Here is a 20,036-nt window from a genome sequence, read left to right as displayed (position 1 = left end):
CACGGGTAATAAAAACCGCCCCGCCGACGACGTGCCACATTTCCCTAATGTCGACGCTATCGCGCACAACAGCTCCATCCCCACTCAAGCATTTACGCCCTCCTCCGAAAAGAGTGAAGCGCGTGCCACTGATTCGAGCGGCATCACACTGTCTTTTCAAGCCCCTCATCATAGCCATATCACTAGCACTGAGACAGATGTGGCGTTTTCACAGGCGTTTTATGAACGCCTCATTGCCTTACGCCTTACGGACTAAGGGGGGATATTGCGATGAAACCACGACACGATCATCCACTCGACCCGGCATCCGACCTCTCACACCATCATGAAGTAACCAGCAATCACGTTGGCTTGTCACGTGAAGCAAAGCGTCTGCTGTCAGAAAGCGTTTCACCCAATACAGTGCGTGCCATGCGTGCCGATTTGAGCGTCTATCAAAAAGCCGGTGGCGTCCTGCCAGCCACTGAGATCGATATCGCTAACTACTTGTCGGCGCAAAATGCGCTGGGCAAGAAACCAGCCACGCTAGAACGCTATGCTAACTCGCTCCATATGTGGCATCGCTACCACAACCTACCTTCACCCGTGAAAACAATCGCCGTCCGTAACGTATTGCGCGGTATAAAGAAAAGTCGAAGTATGCGCCAAACCTCAGCGCCTGCTCTACGTCTCAAGGAGTTGCATCACCTACTCGACACATTAGATCGCGAGACGCTGCATGGCTTGCGAGATAGCGCGGTGTTCTTACTGAGCTTTTATGGCGCATTTCGACGTAGTGAAGTTGTGGTACTTGCTTACCAAGATATTGAATGGCGTCCTGAAGGGATAGTGATCACTCTACATCACAGTAAGACCAATCGCTCGAGCAGGGTTGAAACAAAGAGTTTGATGCGAGCACCGTCAGGAAGCCGCTACTGTCCCGTCACTCTGCTAGAGCGTTGGCTAACCGTCTCGGGCATTACCGAGGGGGCGCTCTTTCGCGGCATTAGCTCGCGTGGCAAACTAGGCGCTAAACAAATGGTCGCCCAAACACTTTATATAAGAATGGGAAAGGCATTGGAAAAAGCGGGACTAACAACGCACGGCTATACGCCCCATAGTTTTCGAGCCGGATTTATAACCGAAGCGCACCTGCGTGGTAAAAGCGACCTACAAATCAAACGTGTCAGTGGCCATCGCGACCAGAATACTTTTGAGCGTTATATTCGAATCGCCGACGAATTTGAGGACAATGCCGGGGATTTCTTTTCATTATGATACGTTTGGCCAACTAGCTTGACGACATTCATACGCTGTCGTCCTCTGCTAACTAGCCTAACTAAGCCACGCATGAGCCGAAAGTGCGTGGCTTGTTTTTAATTATGTCTTTGCACGTACCGTGAAACATCCCCACAGCACCGCCAGCAAAAAGGCATACATCATCACTCCACTGTTGTGCGCCAAAAAAGCTTGTGAAAGGCCAAAGTTGATATAAGCAACTGGCAGCAGCACGCCTGCGACCGCCAATGAGCGAAGGTCATGGTTGGGATGATTAAGCTGACCAAAAAACAGCCGGAGAGGAATCAAATAAAGAGCTAGTAACGCAATGAGCCCAACGAGGCCACGCTTAGCCCAAGTATCGATAAAATCATTATGAGAATGACCATAAACAGTAACATAAGGATTGATCACACCACTATCCGCTAATGACTGCATGCCGTCTTGATAGCCGTTTTGCCCCCATCCAAGGAATGGTTTTTCCTGGATCAAATGAGAGGCGCCTTTCCACATCTCAAAACGATCGCCAACAGAGCTTCTGAGGTTCTCGCCCGACGCATAGCGAGCCACATCATCATATGCCTGATGAACACGTGATTGAACGCCTAATTGGGGCACCATGTAGACCGACGTCCCGACAGTGACCAGCAGGATCAATAATACCCCTTTGATCAAGCCTGGCAATTGGCGGCCATAACTGATGTAAAGCACGACTAATACAAACGGTAGACTGGGCCAGCTTCCACGACTACCCGACAGCAACGACCCTAATATGCCCATGAATGCACCGAGCAGCATGAAGACAAACCAAGGTAGACGACGTGGTTGGCACGATGCCCACCCTAGGCCAGCCAAGCACAGAATCCCCATGAGCATACTCAGGTTGCCAAACTGAATGACATGCGTATATCCCGTTGCTCGCCACGCCCCTTCTGCTAATTTTTGCCAACTTGCCCACCCCCCTGCCCCAATAGCGCCTACCGCCAACCCCGCCCAAAGACTAGAAAGGCGAGGTGGGTAAGCAATTATGGTAAGCACAACGGGCACCGCAAAGATAAAACGACTCGGTTTATCGAAACCACGAGTTCCCTGCCCATCCCACCAAGCCCACGCCATACTGACGACGGCGTATACCACCATCACCCCTATTATCAACCTATCTTGGCGGGTTAGGTTTAGGGGTGGACGGTTGATAAGCAATACACCACTGCCTAGCAAAAGCATAACGACACCGACCGAATAGCCAGAAGGGACGACTAAGGCAAGGGCGCCAAATAAGAAAACCGCACAGGTATTATATAGGCGTAAACGTGCGGATAATTCGAGCAAGTGGTGAGACATCATGATGAAGAAGGCACTCAAAAAAGAAACACTGTAGCTAAAGTGGCCATAAAAAAAACCACGCTAACATTAATAGCAGGGGCTGGGGTAACGGCCAAGATTCATAGAAGGGGATACGATAACCATCGTTGATACCAATCCAAGGTATCAACCCCCTAATAAGCGTTTGGGTTCACAAACCCTTTTACAATCGTCAGGCCAATGATGCGAAGATCTAACCATATCGACCAGTTATCAATATACCAGAGATCGTGCTCGACGCGCTTTTCCATCTTTTCAATGGTTTCGGTAGCGCCGCGAAAACCATTAACTTGGGCCCAGCCCGTGATCCCAGGCTTCACTTTGTGCCGTTTCATGTAAGATTCCACCAACTCTTTATAGTAGTCATTGTGCACAAGAGCGTGAGGCCGGGGCCCCACGATAGACATTCGCCCTTGTAGAACATTATAGAATTGGGGTAATTCATCGAGAGACGTAGAGCGCAGAAATGCCCCAAATCGAGTGACGCGAGGATCTCCCCGAGAGGCCTGGGTGACTTTATTGCTTTTTTCGTCATGAACTTCCATAGAACGAAACTTATAAACTTTAAAACATCTTCCATTTACGCCAGTTCGATACTGCTTAAAAAGTATGGGGCCAGGCGATTGTATTTTCAGAACAATAGCAATGACGAGACAAGCAGGCAGTGAGAAAATGAGAAAAACAGACCCCAACACTATGTCCTCAAGGCGTTTGGTGATCCGTGCCATGCCGTTAATGGGCGTTACGCTAAGATCGATAGAAAGGCGCCCAGCCACTTCACTCATTTGATGGTTAAGCAGCTGCATATCTTGAAAATCGGGAATGAAACGAACCTCAGCAGTAAGATTGCGAAGTGAGAACAAAATTTTACGTACCACATTGCCCATTTCGAGCGGCACACATATCCATACTTCACGCGCGCCACTTCGTGCCACTCGCTCACTTAACTCTTGATAATAGACTGCATCGACCTCACCGTTCAGGCGCGACACACCGGCGATGGAGTATCCTTCGGCTGGAGAGGCTCGCATGCCTTTGGCGACACGAATGAGTTGTTCACCTGGTCCAATCATGAAGACAGGACGACGCGCAATCCCCCTCCTTCTGGCTTGTCGTAGCATAAGCTGCGCGCACACACGCGCTAATCCGCAGATCAAAAAGGAAATGACCAGCGTGTAGCCTACCCAAAGGCGTGAATAACGATCAGCCGCATGCGCAAAATAGATAATGGAGGCCGCGAGAATCGCAACGATCAACCAAACGAGTAAAAGCTTGCCTAGTAAGGTGGATATTCGCGTGATGCGCCACCGTGTGTACGCCCCTTGCATAACATTCAAAAGGATGATGAGAAGCATCATAATGGCGATCGCCAGCGTATAACGCTCATGCAGGGCAACGGTGTCGAAACGCATCCAATACGCGGTAACGCCACCAACCACTAACGCCAGCGCGTCAACAACAGGCACGACGAGTTTGGCAGGATAACGCTCTGAAAAGGCCGTAGACGATGTACTCATATTTCCTAACTGTTTACAGTGCAGCGGTAACTCCCCGCAAAATACTTAACTTACACTTGCTTGATCAACAAGCTCAGCAATATCATCAGCCATTTTTGACATGATGCGATCACGCCGGAACTGATCAACAAACGTTTCTCGTGACCGATCTACTATCTCTAAACATCGAAGCGCCCTTGCTCCTGCGTCAGGATTGCATGGCTCAAAGACACTGGTATTGGTGATTTGCTGCGCACAGAACGTCGCAGGAAACGCCCTAACCCCAGCCAAAATTGGCTTGCCAGTCGCAGCATACTCAAACAATTTAGACGGGATAACTCTAGAAAAACAGGGCATATCGTTTAAATGAAGAAACAACACATCTGCTTTGTCATACTCTTTGATCAGCTGGTGACGTTCAACAGGCCCTCTAAGTTCGACATTGCTAATGTTAAGCTCACTAAGCGTGTTCGCCAATGCCTTTTTTCTTCCACCATCACCTATAACGACAATGTCTGCCTCTTTCTCAAGCCGCTTCGCTAACCCAGGCAAAATGACGTCAAGTCCCTGACATTGGCCAATATTGCCAGCGTAAAGAATTCGTAAACGACGCGAACCAGGTTGTGGATCACCCAATGGCGTCTCTATGAAACGCTGGACACTTGCCTGCTCTGCAAATGCATCAATAAAAAGCCGATCTACCCCATTACTGTGCCATGAAAAAGTTTGCTTAGGAAAGCGTGGACGGTAGTAAGCCTCAAACCCTTCGGATACAAGGTTGACTCGGCTAGCTCGATTGATAGCGCAACGCTCCAGCGCCGAGAAAAATCTGATCCCCATCCAACGGCTACCTTTTGGCAACAGAAAAGGAAGGTTTTCGACAAAGATGTCCCGAATATCTAAATACAGCTTGGCCGAGCATTGTCGAGCAACGTAGGAACCTAGCACGGCTGTCATTAAGCGCGACGACGTCGCAATGACCAAATCATAGTGCTTTCCACGAACCAATTGCCTCACCTGATTAGCATAAGAGATAAAGGCACGCGACTGATCCAGGATACCGCTATGATGACTTGGGAGCGCCAAGCGTCGCACCATTAACCGACCCGTTTCATCTTCTTCACACTGCGGTGCCTCTGAAGAGTAGCCTGCATAACGATTAGGTGCTGTGGTTAACACGTCAATATGGGCATTAGCGGGGAGACGTTTCAATAGCGCCTCGACCATCGCATGACTACGAAACGAGCCTGCGCCAAGGTCGGGTGGATAATAAAAAGTCAGAAGCAGTATACGAGGTTGTTTCATTAGTCACTTGGCCCCAAGGGGTTATGGTTGCCTAGGACTTGATGATAGAGCGCTAGCAAAGAGGCCTCCTGTGTTTCCCAGTTTAGTAATTTCGCTGCTTTCTTAGCATTCATCTGGTAATGCGTCCGCCTACTCGAATCTTTTACTAATTCAACAATAGCGGACGCTAATGCCTCAGTGTTCCCGGGCGGAACTAATAAACCAAGATCATGCTGGCGAACGACTTTGCTAATCTCAGGTAACTGACTCGCGATAACCGGCAGCCCTGCGATGACATACTCGAATAATTTATTCGAATCAGTAGTAAAGTGATTTAGGCAAGTATTTTCAATCGGTTGAATACCGATGTCAGCCGATGCCGTATAGCTTGGGAGCTCGTCAAGGGGCACCGTATCAATAAAATAGACAGACTGTCCCAGGTTTAAATCACCGACCAGCCGCTTAAGGTCCCCGGCCTGACTGCCTCCACCAATAAAAACAAAATAAGTGTCGGACACGTTAACGGCTGCCTTGACCAGCCGATCAAGCCCCCTACCCGGCTGCAATCCGCCTTGGTAAAGCACAATAGGCCAGGACTCCTTAAGGCCCAGCTCCTCACGAATACGGTTTGAACGACTCACCTCTATAAAGCGAGGCCGATTCTGAAGTACCAGCGGTCGAGAAACACCGTACGCACGTGCGAAAAATTTTGCTCGGGCATCGGTGGTTGTAATCATACCAGCGGCACCCGGCACCAATTGCTTCTCAACCCAGCCTACCAAGCCGCGAAAAGACTGATAGCCTTCCCGATCAGTGCTGATTTCATGAGCATCATAAATTAACGGTGCTTTAGCCAGGCGAGCAGCCAACCAGGCTGTCGGTAACATATTGACATCATGAGCATGAACAATATCGGGGCGAGAACGAAACGTCGTCCACCCCATACTTAGTAATGCCCTGACACGTGACAAAATAAGTGCAAGTACGTCTAGTTTGGAGCGCTCGCGCTTGGTGCTACCAGGTGATGGCTTCTTAGTAGTCTGATCGCCCCCATGACGCCGAACCCGTATACCACTGCTCAATACGTCTGAACGCGATTGACATCCTGGTACAGCCAGCGCATGAACGGTTACTTGGAAACCTGCATTTACCAGCGTTTCGGCTTCCTTACGAACACGCGCGTCATTCAGAAAGGAATTGCAAACCAGCATGGCCACCTTGATAGGACTCTCTGGTGGTAACGGCTTATGCCCATCACTCATTCACGACTCCTTTCCCGTTAGATGAGCTTGTGGTGACAGTCATGCGTTCGAGCATCGCAGGTAAAAGCTCTAAAGCTTGAACATAACGTTGACGATTGCAATCACGCTCCAACGCAAACGCCAAAGCCGACAACTCCGCCTCATGAATCGCGACGTGACACAACGCAGACCGCCCCTGTGAAGCCTCTTGCACAGCGGGCGCCAATTGTTCCAAGCCCTTTTCCCCTTCAGGCCAACCAGCCCCAAGCGGCTCAAGGGACCACTGTCCCCAGTTTAAAGCAATCGGCGAGGTTTCATCCGTTAGCCAGATAGCATCCGCGGTGAAATCAGGTTGATGAAGAACTACCGGCAAAGCTTGAAGGATACCATTCAGCTGTGCCAAGTGCCGAATAAGCCATTCAAGCATGTGAAGCTGTTCATCCGAAGTAATCGCCATACGCAGGTGATTAAGTAAGTCAACATTCAAACGTTGCCACAGCATGGGACGTGAGCGTTGATAACGCTGACAGAGCGCTACAGGGAGCTCTACCGCCAGCAGCTTCCGACGCAAAGGTTGAATATGGGGAAGAACTTCACTGGCGAGAGGTGACCGTCCGTTCGGCAATTGATAGAGAAGGCATTGATAGTCTTGTATCTGCGTTGCGCCTAGAAAGTGAGCAGCGGGTAGCTTGGATACTTTTTCAGCCATTAACGTCGATTCATGTAGTGCAAATGAACTACGGTTCTTCTCAAAAAGCTTTATAAAATAGAGGCCAGTATCCGTTTCAACGCTTACAGCTGCAATATTGACTATGCCAGTTTGATGCCATGTACAGCGTAGCCTGTCTACCTTATCGTTAGTGAATTCTTTCAACACCCCACGTATCCATTCGGGGCGTGCTGTTGGTTGCAATAGGGGCCATATAGAGCGGCTATGATGTGTGGATTCCGACAACAGCACTTTGCCGTGAAAAAAGAGGGCATCAAGCTTTACTTTTTGCTGATAAAGCGACGCAAGATCCATCGCCAACCCAGTGACTCTAGCCATCATCTGTCGACACAGTACCAATGTCACTATGGCAATAATGACCCCTGGGTTACTCCATACGATAAAGTCCATCACCAAATAGCCAAATGCGACGAAAAAACCGATGCCAGACACGACATTTAGGAGATCACGCAGCTTCGTCCTGAGTTGCTCACGAAATGAGACAGAATGCCGATGAAGCAAACCTAAAATGCAAAAAGTTAACACTGTATAGCTTATGATCACCAAGGCCATTTCAGGATAAAACCACCCCAACCCCGACAACGACAACATAATAAAAACACCGCCAGCCAGAGCACGCGAATATTGCTGAAATCCACCAGCAGCGATTATATCTTGGTTCTCGAAGAGGACCATCTTATGGCTCTTATCTAACAACTGATGCGTACCTTTACGTGTTGACCAGCTGACCAGGCGTTCCGCAAATAAGTGAAGAACAAAAAAACCTAATGTCGCAATACTGAGTCCCACGATAACAGCATCGCGGTTGAAGCTAGTAAGAAAACCAGGAAAGTAACTCGGAATACCCTCAGACCCTAAAAGGATAACGACTTTTAAAGGCATGAACGAGGCAAGAAGCGTAGACACCTGAGAAACAAGTGTAAAAATAACTATCAACGCCGTGTGGAGCGAAACAACCTGCAGAAACTTCACGCCCAGTGAAGCACTCCAGCGAAATACATTAACAAGATTAACAAACATAACAAATAGCCTACGCTTTTTTCGTTTAAAATAAGGAGTTTTCTACAACAGCAACTCAAATAAACCAAAATCAGAAAAAGGATCTTTCCATAATCGTTAGTAGAGTTTCACCGGTCACTACCAAAAAAAATTAAGAGTTAATGTCGGCGCAGAATACCTAACCCTTTCTCTAAAGCGTAAAATTCAAGTATGAAATCAAACCGCTCAGACCATTGTTTACAAATGTCCTGCTCCTCCTGCCGAATCGTATCATCTACCCATATTTCTGCGTCTGGAGAAAGTAAATCGCTCAGTGCTGGCAAAGCAGGATAGCGGGCGTATTGACAAGTCGCTGCGGGAGGACCATCAACAACTAGCAAGTCAATTTCACTTATATGTTCAGTTATTTCAGGTGAATACCAGTAACAAGAAGAATCATCCTTATCCGTATTAAAGTGCTCACCTTTCCACGTTTCAAGCTGCCCCACACGAATAGTGACCCAAGGTGACAGCCCTTCACCTTCCAGTATGGAAAGCGTTGAATTAGCATAATCCTGCAAATGCTCTAAAGAAATCAGTTTACCACAGCCATTTTGACGTAGTGCATCTGCGATGACCACCGTAGAGGCACCACACCCTAGCTCAACGACCAGCTTAGGCTGTATCTGCATGATGTGTGTATGCAGCCGCAACAAAATATCGGGAGACATCGCCCAACCTCGCAGCGGAGGCAAACTTCCTTTAATTGATAACCGGCGCTGAAGCCAGGACAGGCTCTCCAACTGCTGATACAGTCGATTTTGAACAATTATGAGATCGCTTGTAACTTTATCAAAATGCTTCTTTTGTTCTTTAGACAAAATTTCCCCGAGCGAATCCAATGCTGAGTTTATATTTTCAATCATAAACATCCTATGTTTTCAAGGCATATCCATCTAACAACAAACAGCCCGCAGCATAAAAATAAAAATATACATACACTTACAGCACCTCACTTGATTTACTTAACATTGTTTCTGTAAGCGCATTATAAATAGAGTCATAATCACCTATATAGGAAATTAATGTCCTACCAGTATTATCATCAGACAATTTAAACCGGAGCACACTGTCTCTTTCACAGATACCCCAAATCTTAGCAGAGGCACCTAAGTAATCACTATACTTAGAAGGAAGATATGGATTAACAATTTTCACCCCCTCGGTTAATGCGTCATTGACGATCAAGCAGTCCATCTTATTTGACAGTGCAAGGAAATCCAAATAGTCAACGTAATCATTAATAACAACCTCATCAGATAGACCATAGCTTTTTATCTGATTGATAAGGTCATCGGTACTGTTAGTAAAAATATGTAATTGACATTTACTTTTAAGGTCATTCGGTAGCGAAGCTATAGCCTGGAATATATACGACATACCTCTCGTAGCGTAAAAATTACCAAAATATGCAAAATTTACTTTTTCTTCATCAATTTGATAATCAGGTGATGATAGAGAATAGTAAGATTCAGGCAGCGTTGGATGCGGCAAGATTACGCTTTTAGCATAGATAAGCGCCTTAATATCATCGTCATCAACATAACTAACCATATAAGTCAGCTGATTCATATTAGTGAAAATAAGTTCATCTGCGAATATGAACGCGATATATTCACACCAGAAGAACAAATTAGTGGTGGATGGCACGGTAAAGCCTTTCTCAAACACCTTAGCGATTACATGGTTATTTTCTAGCCACTTTGGATCTATCGAAGCCTCACGATTGTTTCCATGAATATCTTTTAACACCGGATCTGAAAACTCAGCGGTCCATTTAGTATCTTTGTCTTTTATCTTATGTAGCAAAGCAGCAAAATGTGAACCAGGCCACATTACCCTGCTATATATTGTTGAATAGCCTGCACCTCGCTTTTTGCATAATGCCATTGCTTCACGGTTAGCGAGAGTTACAAATTTTTCGATGGATTTCCAATTAGAAAAAGAGGCAGGTGAATTAATCTCTACTTTCTCACCAACAAACCCCTTAGCAATCTCCTCTAAACGTACGTTTTTTGCCCTTACTTTAGACATATTATTAAATATCACATCGACGGGAATAGCCAGTTCCCTAATCCGCTTGGCCATAACAACGGCAGCAGTATCCACATAAGGGATAAAGCAATATGAGTAAATCAATGTAGTCGATAACTGAGACGCAATACGTTCGTAAAAAGGAACAATATATTTTTTACTTTCAAGCAAATCGACATATTCAGAATAACATTCTACATTATCACTGACGTAGCGAAGCACAAACTCTGACTGCGCATTAATTTTGCTAGCCGCAAACTCAATTTTACTTCTATCAGTAAGCAAAAGAGCCGATGAATTAATACTATTTATTACATCGATCCGTTGCTTAACATTAAAATCAAAAGAAGATGCCTTTCTAGAGACAGAGCCTTGACGAAGTGTTCTGTAATAAATAGCTCCTTTCGATGCGGGAACTAAAGAAAGTTCAGGGCTATATTTGATAAAGTACCTAGTAAAAAAACAGACATCCTCACCGCTTTTCATCGACAGTTCATATCTCAGCTGTTTAATATAAAATGTTGGGAAAAGCTTACAAGCATTCATGGTAAGCAACGAAGTAACATCAGTATATGATAGTTTACTTTTTTTGATCGCTCTATCGACTTGATAACTAATCGAGTTCTCTAAGATAGTATTATCAGAAATATCACGAATCGAAGAAAGCGCGACAGGATGGTTTGGATCAGAAGCAGCAAAGCGATACATTTCTTCTAAGAACACCTCTGACAACTGGTCATCATCATCTACGAAAGTAATATGGTCCTTGCTTGCGTTATAAATACCAATATTTCTGGCTAAAGAGGCACTTGCAACCTGCTCTTTAATAGTACGACAATCAACATCGGGGTAGTTTTTCTGAAAGCTATTTATTACCTTCTCAATACCGCCAGGCTCACCATTAATAATAATAATGATCTCAAACCTATCTTTTGACAACGTTTGTCGAGCTAAAGAGGTCAAACATTCCCCTAGGTGCTCCTCTCCCTTATAAGTAGGAACAACTACGCTGACACCTGACGCCAAACTCATAACATTCAAGCTATCGATTAAATTAATACACAGCCCGAGCTCATCATAAAGCGTTATGGAAACATACTCGGCCGTATCTTTTGTAATAAGCGAAAAGGCCAAAGAGTGTTCATCAAGCGCGCCGTCATCATACATCTCACACACTGGAGCTTTAAGAGTTTTAGTCCAGATACACGCTCCCTCTCCAGACATCTGTTCAATCACAATAGAAATATCTGAAGCTAAGTGTCTTAACCCCCACTCTGTAATTTTATTGGTAACCAAAACAATTCTTGTAGCACTTATAACTGGAATTTCAGCATGTAGCACTGAGCTACCACTTCCCTGCACTTCGAAGTTGTAATTATTATCAAATTTTGAAAAATTGGCTGGTACGATCCAAATCTTATCAGAATCTTTTCTATTATCCGTTACAACATTGGCATTCGCCACCGCCAACTCGTTTTCTTTAACATGATTTTTTAGCGTTTTAGTTTTTTTCTTATAAGAACGAAATATCTTATACAACTCTATTGGCAAATCTATAAAAGAACGTAGAGAGCGTGAATTCGAAATAGCCAAACCAACTTTATATGTAGTCGATTCTCTCAAGCCAGAGAGGCTAGCTTGCAACGAGGAGACTTGAGCTTCTAAGTGGCTTATTTTTTCGCGAAGCTCACTATTCAGCTTTCTTTCTTCCACTAATTTCTTATAAATAAAATCAGTTTTTTTATATTCATCAACATCATTTTGATTTCCTGGTCCTATCATAAATTTTCTCAAATATGTTATTTAACTAGAGCTCATTTACTTAAAAAATTTTGATAACAGTAAAAATTTAGTTCAGGCATTATACTCATTTCGTACTTAAAAAAGTCACACCTCAATGGTTCATATTTATTAACAAACCATCAGCACTATTCATAAATTAGCATCATAGTGTGCTTAATTATAAATGCTACATACTAAACCTAACGCTGCCTCATCACTATCCGTGAAAATAATTATAATGAATTATCCATCTATCTATAGACGGTGAGTGGTATTTGAAAAGCGAATACTCGCTGACGATGAGGAGTAGGCCAAACTAGTACGCAATATTGACGTTCAAAATCAGATTTTATTCTAGCGTACTTAACAGGAAAACACATAGTTAGTCAGACCTGTGCAATCAGCTTCTGACATTCCACGCCCGCCGCGCTTCGCGCTTTAGGTGAGGGTTCTTAGGTCACCCCAGAACCTTCCTGCTTCACCACGCCTTCACTAGATAGCGGCTAGGCCGCTATCCCTGCTCCAGTCACTCCACAGGCTAACCCCGCCAGCCCGTCGGTTCGTATATTCTTTGCCGCGTTAACGTCTCGGTCTATCGGTGCGCCACAGCTTTTACAGTGCCAGTGGCGCTGCGACAGCGGTAGCTTTTCAACCTTGTGCACGCTGCCGTAGCACGTTTTAATGCTGGGAAACCATTGGTTTACCTTGACAACTTGGAGTCCTTCCCAGTCGGCTTTATAAGTGAGTTGGCGGACAAATTCGCCCCATCACGCATCACTGATAGCCTTGGCAAGATGACGGTTCTTAACCATGCCGATGATGTTCAGCGTCTAGTCACACATCACTTGGTTTTCGTTAACGAGGGTGCGTGTCGCTTTGTGGATAGCATCGCGGCGGCAGTCGGCGATTTTGGCATCCAGTCGCGCCACATTCTGCTTCGCTTTTGCCCGATTATTTGAGCTTTTTTGCTTTTTCGCCAACCGACGTTGCAGGTACGCCAGCGTGGCTTCGTAGCGCTTCTGGTGGCGCAGATTGTCAAATTTTGCGCCGTCACTGGTGATAAATAGATTCATTAGCCCAAGATCAACCCCACCGTTAGCGGTGTGGTCAGCAGCGTATTCGGCGTGAACTCACACAGCCAATTGATGAAATAGCGGCCAGCGCGGTCTAGCGTCATCGTGATGCTGGAAGGTTCACTAGACAGCGGACGGCTCCAGCGGATTGGCAGCGGCACCTTGGACTTGGCAATAGTTATCTCGCCGTCATGAAAACGGAACGAGGCTTTGGTCAAGCGGATTGACTGGCGGCCGTCCTTTTTCTTGAAACGCGGATAGCGCGCTTTGAGTTTCGGATTGAAAAAAATTGTCGAAGGCGGCTTTTTGATTCCGCAGGGTTTGCTACAGGATGACGCTTGATCCCTCTTTTAACCACGGAAACTCAGTCTTCAATGCAACCAAGCGCTTTTCCGCTGTGGGATGCGACACCCACTCGCCGTGCTGCTGGTAGGGGTCGGTGCGGTACGCGAGCGTATTGCTCCAGACAAAACGAGCGACGGCGGCATCAGCTCAGCCTGTTGGGGAGAGGGATGAAAGCGTTCTTTTTAAGCACGTTTTTTTAATACTGGAAAAATATTAGGGGCAGAAGTTTACACCAACATCAATACAACACCGCTGCGAGGCGCGCGCTTGTATCACCGCCCGAGTGCGATGCGTTACGCGCTAGTAGGTAAATGAATGGGATACTCAGCTTAACAGGGGGCAGGCACTACCAGCAGTCATCACTCCAAAGGCAATCCTCGAGCACCTCGAAGGTAACGTAAGAAGACCTTTAAGTGGTTCGTCCCCATTTCTAGAACACAGACGAGCGACTTTTTAGACACGCTACCGCACGGGGGTTACGGACGCATTCCCGTGTCCTAAGGAGACTGAATGCGCCGGGACGCTTTTAAACAAGGCAGCAATAAGCTCTTTTTACTTAAGACAAAGTTTTATTAGCAGAAACATTTTACGTTATGACACTTAAAAAAACTATCTGGCTTGGCATCTACACAGTGTCGCCCAGCGTTTCGAATATTATTCGCTGTCTGACACTTCCCACCCGTTGGGCGAGTGTTCCTGAGTCACCCCCACAACCTTCATGCTTCGGCACGCTTTCACTAGGCCGCTGCCCCACTCCCTTCGCTCCAATGGCTAACCCCGCCAGTCCGGTGGTTTGAATATTCTTTGCCGCGTTAATGTCCCGATCTATCGGTTCGCCACAGCCGTCGCAGTGCCAATGGCGCTGCGATAACGGCAACGTCTCGACCCTGTGCCCACAACCATGGCACACCTTACTGCTGGGGAACCACTGGCTCACTTTGACCACCTGGCGTCCCGCCCATTCAGCCTTATAGGTGAACTGGCGGACAAACTCGCCCCAACCCGCATTACTAATGGCGTTGGCGAGATGACGGTCCTGAGTCATGCCGGTGATGTTCAGCGACTCGACGCAGATGACTTGGTTTCTAACGAGTGTGCGTGTCACTTTATGGATGGCATCGACCGCGACGTAAACGCCGCCTGCAACATATTGCAGTCGGGCAAGGCGATACTGGCGTGCGCTGACAAGCTGCGCCAACATGGAATGACAACTTCCGAGGGACTTTCGGGAGGTTAAGCCTGTGGAGCCTACCTAAGACCTGCGGGGCCATCACCAAGGGCAACGGTCGGTGAAGCAGGAACCTGAAAGGCGACATGCACGAATCACCGTCTCAGGGCAGTGAGGAAGTCAAAGTAAGTTCTCTGTCGCGACAGGCGATGGAGTATAGGCTGACCAATCAGACTTCCTCATCGTCGATTGCAAGCGCGGCGACCCTGCACATCAGTAACGTACTGCCAGAAAACGCTGTTCGTTCGCCATTAGCCGAAAAGCCTTGTTGTTCGCTGATATCTCTCCAGGAGCGCTAGTGTCCCCTGCTACTCACTCATCGAAATGGCTAAAGCCAGCAGCTTGGAATCTGCTTCCTATATTCACTAAGTGCTAAAAAGTATCGCCACCGTTCATTCCCTATAGGCATTGGAAACGTTGCTGCCTTGTCGTGTGAATTGGCGCCTGTCGCAAAAAATTAACCGAAATAAAGCTAGGTCACGCGGTCGACGTGAGGACGCTTACAACTAATTGGCTGCAAACAGGGTGACGTACGATTGAACCAAAGAAGAGGTATAGACATGGAAAGTATCAGCCAGAGTCCAGATCAATCCCTAAACAAAGCATCCTAGGATTAGACGAATCAAAACCCACCTATAGCTTTTTATCCTATTAAAATATTAGCAAAAGAAAAATTAGTAATATATTTTTAAGCTGCGGCTTTACTAAGCTAAGCCGCAAACGGCCCATTCTGACAATGCAGAATAAAACAAAGGACCACCTTAAGTGAGTGCGGTACGTATCAAGCGAAGCCTTACGCCAAATTTATACGAAAGGCCAAAGACATTACCCCGCCTATCAGTGTTCTTACGACTCCTCCACTGACGTCTAGCCTGGCGGATACTGCTCGGTAGCACTGCTACTTCATGTAAATGGCGTCGAAAGTTTAAAAATCCGCTCCAAACGACTAAACGAAGGAAACTGCAGCAATGAATTCACGGCTATTGTTAACAAGCGGTCTGACGGCCCTGATGATGCTTTCAGGATGCGCCACCACAAGTAGCGATCCCTATGTAAAGGACAGATTTACATCATTGGAGCGATCACCGCTGACTGATAACGAGCTACGGCTTCAGGTCAGCTATCTGGCTCGCTACATGGCAGAAAGTGACAACCGTCGATCGCTAGAAGCCTCTATTGGTGACTCCCCACATGTAAAACGTTGGCTGGCATCCGACATGAGTACGCTCGCTTCGATGGGAGCGGATCTACACCAGCAGCAGCTGGGATCAGTGCTGGGCCGTGATGCCGGGCTCGCTGTATTCGGCGCTGGCTTGCTTATTGGTGAAATGTTTGATGGCAGCATGGACCGAGTAAGCCAAGCCTTTCTCACGCCGGAGATGGCTAGCGATGACGCCAACGAAGCAAAGGTGCGTGAGGCCTTCCATGAGCTCATTACCTCACGTGCCGACGCCATTGCGGCATCGTTAGGATGGGAAGCAGTATGCGAGTTTGGCTGTGAGCCTGGAAGTACCAACGTCATTTATGTGTTGCGCAATCCTGGCGATGCACCGCTTTCGTATCCCTACATCTACTCACCCGATGAGGTGGTGATGCGTGTTCAGGTTTCACATATCACCCCCGTTGATCCTTCCGACCCGATCGGTGCGTTTCTCGGCTTCCAGCCTACGTGGAAAACCGATGAAGGGAATACCTTTGCTACCATGTTTTACACCGACCCTCTTTATGACGAGTCGGGAAAGCTCGTCTTCAATTATCAAGAAGAGCACAATTATTACTATCCCGCCGTCCGCAAAAAGATCGAAGACACCCATTTTGGTATTGCTCTGAAGCACGCTTTCCATAGCACACCCTATTCTTTTTACGGTAACGCCGACGTTTTCCCAAGTCAGTTTATTTACAACGGTGGCGTGTATAGCTTACAGAGCAACAGTAAAGATCAAGTCATTAATCAACGGATGGCAGTGCCGGGGACACTCCCAGGCTTCTAGTGTATGGCTTATCGGGTCGGAGGGGAGCTAGCCCCCGTCCTCCTACACCACTTCCGCGCTGTTCGATAAAGCGAAAATAAAACACTTTTATGCGCATAAAAGTGTTTTATTCAACTTCTTTATGCGCATAAAAGTGTTACCTAACCTATAGTATATACCCGCAAACAGTCTTATTAGCAGGACAATACTATGCAGCGTACTTTACTCAGCACCCTAGTAGCATGGAAAAATCAACCTATGCGTAAGCCATTACTGATTGATGGCGCGAGGCAAACGGGTAAAACTTTCTTGCTGCAGGAATTATTTGGCAACACCTTTATCAACGTCCTCCGTATCGACTTCCTGGAAAACCCCGCTTATAAAGAAGCGTTTGATGGCTCACTGTCACCTGACGATCTACTGATGAACATTGAGCTACTGACCAACCAAACATTCAACCCAAAAACTGACCTACTGATCTTAGATGAGATTGGTGAATGTGAACGTGCCGTTACAGCACTGAAGTATTTTGCCGAAAAAGCGCCGTCTTATTTTATCGCGGCCAGTGGCTCTAACATTGGTTTGCTCAACACCTTTCCTGTTGGCAAGGTAGAACAATACAATTTACGCCCACTAAGCTTCCAAGAATTTATTTATGCATCAAAGGAACAGGCGCTGATCAAAGCCTTTGATAGCCAAGCAAACACACCTGCCGTCCACACTAAATTGATGGATAAACTGACAGACTACTTTTTTACTGGTGGCATGCCGGAAGCGGTAGCTACTTGGTATCAATATAAAGAATCGAGCATTTTAGAACGCATTGAAAAGGTGTCTAAAATTCATGCTGATTTAGTCGAAGGCTATCGTCGCGATTTTGGCAAATATGCGGGCAAAGTCGATGCAACGCTAATTGAATCAGTGTTCAATAGCATACCGTCACAGCTGTCTCAGGTTGCCGATGCGTCAGTTAAACGCTTTAAATTTAAACATGTTCATGAGCGCAAATCACGTTATAGCGATTTTGAGACCGCAATCCACTGGTTAACATGCTGCCGCCTGGCCTTGGCGAACTATCCCATTGAAGGGCAACCAAGATCACCTCTGGCGGCTTATAAAAAAGCAAATATGGTGAAACTCTTTCTGTTTGATGTCGGGCTGCTCAACCACATGCTGGGTAGCAGTTACAAAGAGATCAAACAACAACACTATGAGTACAAAGGGTATGTGGCAGAAAATTTTGTACAACAAGAGCTCACGGCAATTGGCGTCGATCCAAGCTATTCGTGGAATGATGCACGCGCCGAAATTGAGTTTATTTTAGCAACGGACGAAGGGAGTATTGTCCCAGTCGAAGTCAAAAGTGGAAAACGCACGCGAGCAAAATCACTGACGTCCTACATTGAAAAATGCTCACCAAACAAAACATTTAAGCTAACGGGCACGCAGGGTTCCTCGGCCCTAGAACAAACTAATATTGTCATGCCCCTGTACTTTACTCAGTTTTTACCGCTGAGGATCGGGTTGGAGAGCGTTAGCGAGTCCCTACTCGGCCCCATTGACATGCTCCGACCATTAAAACAGAGATTATAGTGGCGGATTCCCAGGCCGTTGCCTTCCTGGTTCCTGCTTCAGTGTTCGCTGCCTTCAATGCCTTAGCATTGTCGGCCTTACACAAACTCCACAGGCGTAACGTCCCGAATGCCCTTCGTTAGTTGCTTCAACTCTCAGCACCGGCTAACAGCGCGGTGCCTGCTTGCAAGATATTACGCGCAGCATTTACATCACGTACATCGCGGTCGATGCCTTGGGTGCCGCAGCCAGGACAGGGCCAGGTGCGGACATTCAACGGCAGCGATTCCATCACAAAGCCGCAGCCTTGGCAGCGCTTGCTGCTCGGATACCCGCGGTCGATCTGGACGAACTGCCATCCCAGCCCAGCCCGCTTTGTAGCACCAACTCTCCCCAACCAACATCACTGATGGCTTTGGAAAGATGACGATTTTTGACCATGTTCTTAACCTGCAAACTCACCGCTGCGATCACTTGGTTCTCGTTAACGATCTAGCAGGTGAGTTTGCGGAGATAGTCGCGTCGCGTCTCAGCGATCTTGGCGTGACAGCGAGCGACCTTTAACCGTGCTTTTGCACGATTGTTCGAACCTTTCTGCTTACGACTGAGTTGGCGCTGCGCCCTTGCCAGCTTGCGGGCATAGCGGGCTGTATGACGCGGGTTGTTGACCCATTGACCATCACTGATCACGAACAAATCTTTCAGCCCCAGGTCAATACCAACCATTTTAGGCGTGATCGGCAGCGCCTCGGGCTCGACCTTGCACAGGCAGCTGATGAAGTACCGGCCGGCACGGTCTTGGAATATCGTCACGGAGCTAGGTGCCGATGGCAGGTCACGGCTCCAGCGAATGTTAAGCGGCTCGCTGCACTTGGCTAGCGTAATCTGACCGTCACAGTCCGCAAATGCCGATCTGGCAAACGTCGCTGACTGGCGGTGCTTTTTGGATTTGAAACTGGGATAGCGCGCCCGCTTGGCAAAGAAATGCTTAAACGCGCGTTGTTGATGGCGCAAGCACTGTTGCAACGGCACCAAACTGACTTCAGCCAAAAACGCGGTATCCGGCTGTTTTTTTCAACTGCGTTAAGAACGCGCTGGCGTCGTTGTAACCAATCTTTTCCTGACGCTCGTAGAACGCATCGGTGCGGTAGCGCGATAGCGCATTCCAAACATATCGCACGCACCCTAACGTCCGCGCCAACAGGGTGGCTTGCTCAGACGTTGGGTAGAAGCGGTAGTTGTAGGCGCGTTCGGTTTTCATTGCTTACATTTCATTCGGCTTTACGTAAGAGGTCAAGGCACAAAGCGTACTGCGGACGCTGCGCTAACCATCGCCACACAATGCGGTGGCTTGGGTGGAGTATTCCGCGCTGTTCGACAAACCAAGTAGTTAGCAAGCATATTAATACCTGCAATTTTACACGACATGCCGCGCGATTCAGCTCCTGCATTTTTGCAGAGCAGACGTGCAAAAATGCATTCTATGAAAAGCGTGTAGCCACGGAAGTATGCAATTTTGCAAGAAAAAGCATTTCATAAAAAGCCCTGCAATTTTGCAATACTCACCTGCAAAATTACTAACCCTAAAAACATAACTCTTTGATTTTAAACGATTTACGATAAC

Annotated in this window: 13 protein-coding genes and 2 pseudogenes; 3 read left to right on the top strand and 12 right to left on the bottom strand. The window is 47.1% G+C overall.

Annotated elements, in window-relative coordinates:
- The first annotated feature begins 270 nt into the window (after positions 1 to 270).
- Positions 271 to 1,257: a site-specific integrase gene (locus tag ELY33_RS14605; RefSeq protein WP_126948639.1), complete on the top strand. Its 987-nt coding sequence runs from the start codon at positions 271 to 273 to the stop codon at positions 1,255 to 1,257.
- A gap of 102 nt (positions 1,258 to 1,359) precedes the next feature.
- On the opposite strand, the gene ELY33_RS14600 is transcribed toward ELY33_RS14605, so the two are convergent.
- The 11 genes and pseudogenes from ELY33_RS14600 to ELY33_RS18150 all read right to left on the bottom strand — a co-directional run bounded on the left by ELY33_RS14600 (position 1,360) and on the right by ELY33_RS18150 (position 14,843).
- Positions 1,360 to 2,601, bottom strand: coding sequence for an O-antigen ligase family protein (locus ELY33_RS14600; RefSeq protein WP_126948638.1), 1,242 nt, complete (start codon positions 2,599 to 2,601; stop codon positions 1,360 to 1,362).
- 152 nt (positions 2,602 to 2,753) lie between these two features.
- Positions 2,754 to 4,136 (bottom strand): undecaprenyl-phosphate glucose phosphotransferase, encoded by a 1,383-nt coding sequence (locus ELY33_RS14595; RefSeq protein ID WP_126948637.1) that lies wholly within the window; start codon positions 4,134 to 4,136, stop codon positions 2,754 to 2,756.
- A gap of 45 nt (positions 4,137 to 4,181) precedes the next feature.
- The gene (locus ELY33_RS14590; protein ID WP_208644257.1) at positions 4,182 to 5,420 is read right to left on the bottom strand and encodes a glycosyltransferase family 4 protein; all 1,239 of its coding nucleotides are present in this window, start codon (positions 5,418 to 5,420) and stop codon (positions 4,182 to 4,184) included.
- Positions 5,420 to 6,661: a glycosyltransferase family 4 protein gene (locus ELY33_RS14585; protein WP_126948636.1), complete on the bottom strand. Its 1,242-nt coding sequence runs from the start codon at positions 6,659 to 6,661 to the stop codon at positions 5,420 to 5,422. The genes ELY33_RS14590 and ELY33_RS14585 overlap by 1 nt, the downstream gene beginning before the upstream one ends.
- A complete protein-coding gene (locus ELY33_RS14580; protein WP_126948635.1) occupies positions 6,654 to 8,390 on the bottom strand; it encodes a hypothetical protein in 1,737 nt (578 codons plus the stop codon). Before ELY33_RS14580 ends, ELY33_RS14585 begins: the two co-directional genes overlap by 8 nt.
- A gap of 137 nt (positions 8,391 to 8,527) precedes the next feature.
- Complete coding sequence (locus ELY33_RS14575) at positions 8,528 to 9,274, bottom strand: class I SAM-dependent methyltransferase (protein ID WP_167470097.1); 747 nt, start codon at positions 9,272 to 9,274, stop codon at positions 8,528 to 8,530.
- Between the two features lie 76 nt (positions 9,275 to 9,350).
- The gene (locus ELY33_RS14570) at positions 9,351 to 12,224 is read right to left on the bottom strand and encodes a glycosyltransferase (RefSeq protein ID WP_126948633.1); all 2,874 of its coding nucleotides are present in this window, start codon (positions 12,222 to 12,224) and stop codon (positions 9,351 to 9,353) included.
- A 503-nt stretch (positions 12,225 to 12,727) separates the two neighbouring features.
- Positions 12,728 to 12,931, bottom strand: a pseudogene (locus ELY33_RS18340) (zinc ribbon domain-containing protein); the annotation flags it as partial.
- 123 nt (positions 12,932 to 13,054) lie between these two features.
- Positions 13,055 to 13,297: a transposase gene (locus ELY33_RS18335; RefSeq protein WP_340148137.1), complete on the bottom strand. Its 243-nt coding sequence runs from the start codon at positions 13,295 to 13,297 to the stop codon at positions 13,055 to 13,057.
- Complete coding sequence (locus ELY33_RS18330) at positions 13,297 to 13,515, bottom strand: hypothetical protein (protein ID WP_340148136.1); 219 nt, start codon at positions 13,513 to 13,515, stop codon at positions 13,297 to 13,299. Before ELY33_RS18330 ends, ELY33_RS18335 begins: the two co-directional genes overlap by 1 nt.
- A 752-nt stretch (positions 13,516 to 14,267) precedes the next feature.
- On the bottom strand, positions 14,268 to 14,843 hold the full coding sequence (locus tag ELY33_RS18150) for an RNA-guided endonuclease InsQ/TnpB family protein (protein ID WP_244208617.1): 576 nt from the start codon (positions 14,841 to 14,843) through the stop codon (positions 14,268 to 14,270).
- A 1,100-nt stretch (positions 14,844 to 15,943) separates the two neighbouring features.
- On the opposite strand from ELY33_RS18150, the gene ELY33_RS14550 reads away from it, so the two are divergent.
- Positions 15,944 to 16,861: a hypothetical protein gene (locus tag ELY33_RS14550; protein ID WP_126948632.1), complete on the top strand. Its 918-nt coding sequence runs from the start codon at positions 15,944 to 15,946 to the stop codon at positions 16,859 to 16,861.
- 189 nt (positions 16,862 to 17,050) lie between these two features.
- A complete protein-coding gene (locus tag ELY33_RS14545; RefSeq protein WP_126948631.1) occupies positions 17,051 to 18,433 on the top strand; it encodes an ATP-binding protein in 1,383 nt (460 codons plus the stop codon).
- A 127-nt stretch (positions 18,434 to 18,560) separates the two neighbouring features.
- On the opposite strand, the pseudogene ELY33_RS14540 reads toward ELY33_RS14545, so the two are convergent.
- Positions 18,561 to 19,673 (bottom strand): annotated as a pseudogene (locus ELY33_RS14540) (RNA-guided endonuclease InsQ/TnpB family protein).
- Between the last annotated feature and the right edge of the window lie 363 nt (positions 19,674 to 20,036).

The organism is Vreelandella andesensis (assembly GCF_003989795.1).
Taxonomy (GTDB): Bacteria; Pseudomonadota; Gammaproteobacteria; order Pseudomonadales; family Halomonadaceae; genus Vreelandella; species Vreelandella andesensis.
Note: the sequence above shows the minus strand (reverse complement) of the source record. Positions and strands in the feature narration are given on the sequence as shown.

What these genes read in the sequence shown, in the direction of transcription:
- ELY33_RS14605 (WP_126948639.1), top strand. Translation starts at nt 271, where the DNA reads ATGAAACCACGACACGATCATCCACTCGACCCGGCATCCGACCTCTCA.
- ELY33_RS14600 (WP_126948638.1), bottom strand. Translation starts at nt 2,601, where the DNA reads ATGATGTCTCACCACTTGCTCGAATTATCCGCACGTTTACGCCTATAT.
- ELY33_RS14595 (WP_126948637.1), bottom strand. Translation starts at nt 4,136, where the DNA reads ATGAGTACATCGTCTACGGCCTTTTCAGAGCGTTATCCTGCCAAACTC.
- ELY33_RS14590 (WP_208644257.1), bottom strand. Translation starts at nt 5,420, where the DNA reads ATGAAACAACCTCGTATACTGCTTCTGACTTTTTATTATCCACCCGAC.
- ELY33_RS14585 (WP_126948636.1), bottom strand. Translation starts at nt 6,661, where the DNA reads ATGAGTGATGGGCATAAGCCGTTACCACCAGAGAGTCCTATCAAGGTG.
- ELY33_RS14580 (WP_126948635.1), bottom strand. Translation starts at nt 8,390, where the DNA reads ATGTTTGTTAATCTTGTTAATGTATTTCGCTGGAGTGCTTCACTGGGC.
- ELY33_RS14575 (WP_167470097.1), bottom strand. Translation starts at nt 9,274, where the DNA reads ATGATTGAAAATATAAACTCAGCATTGGATTCGCTCGGGGAAATTTTG.
- ELY33_RS14570 (WP_126948633.1), bottom strand. Translation starts at nt 12,224, where the DNA reads ATGATAGGACCAGGAAATCAAAATGATGTTGATGAATATAAAAAAACT.
- ELY33_RS18335 (WP_340148137.1), bottom strand. Translation starts at nt 13,297, where the DNA reads ATGAATCTATTTATCACCAGTGACGGCGCAAAATTTGACAATCTGCGC.
- ELY33_RS18150 (WP_244208617.1), bottom strand. Translation starts at nt 14,843, where the DNA reads ATGTTGGCGCAGCTTGTCAGCGCACGCCAGTATCGCCTTGCCCGACTG.
- ELY33_RS14545 (WP_126948631.1), top strand. Translation starts at nt 17,051, where the DNA reads ATGCAGCGTACTTTACTCAGCACCCTAGTAGCATGGAAAAATCAACCT.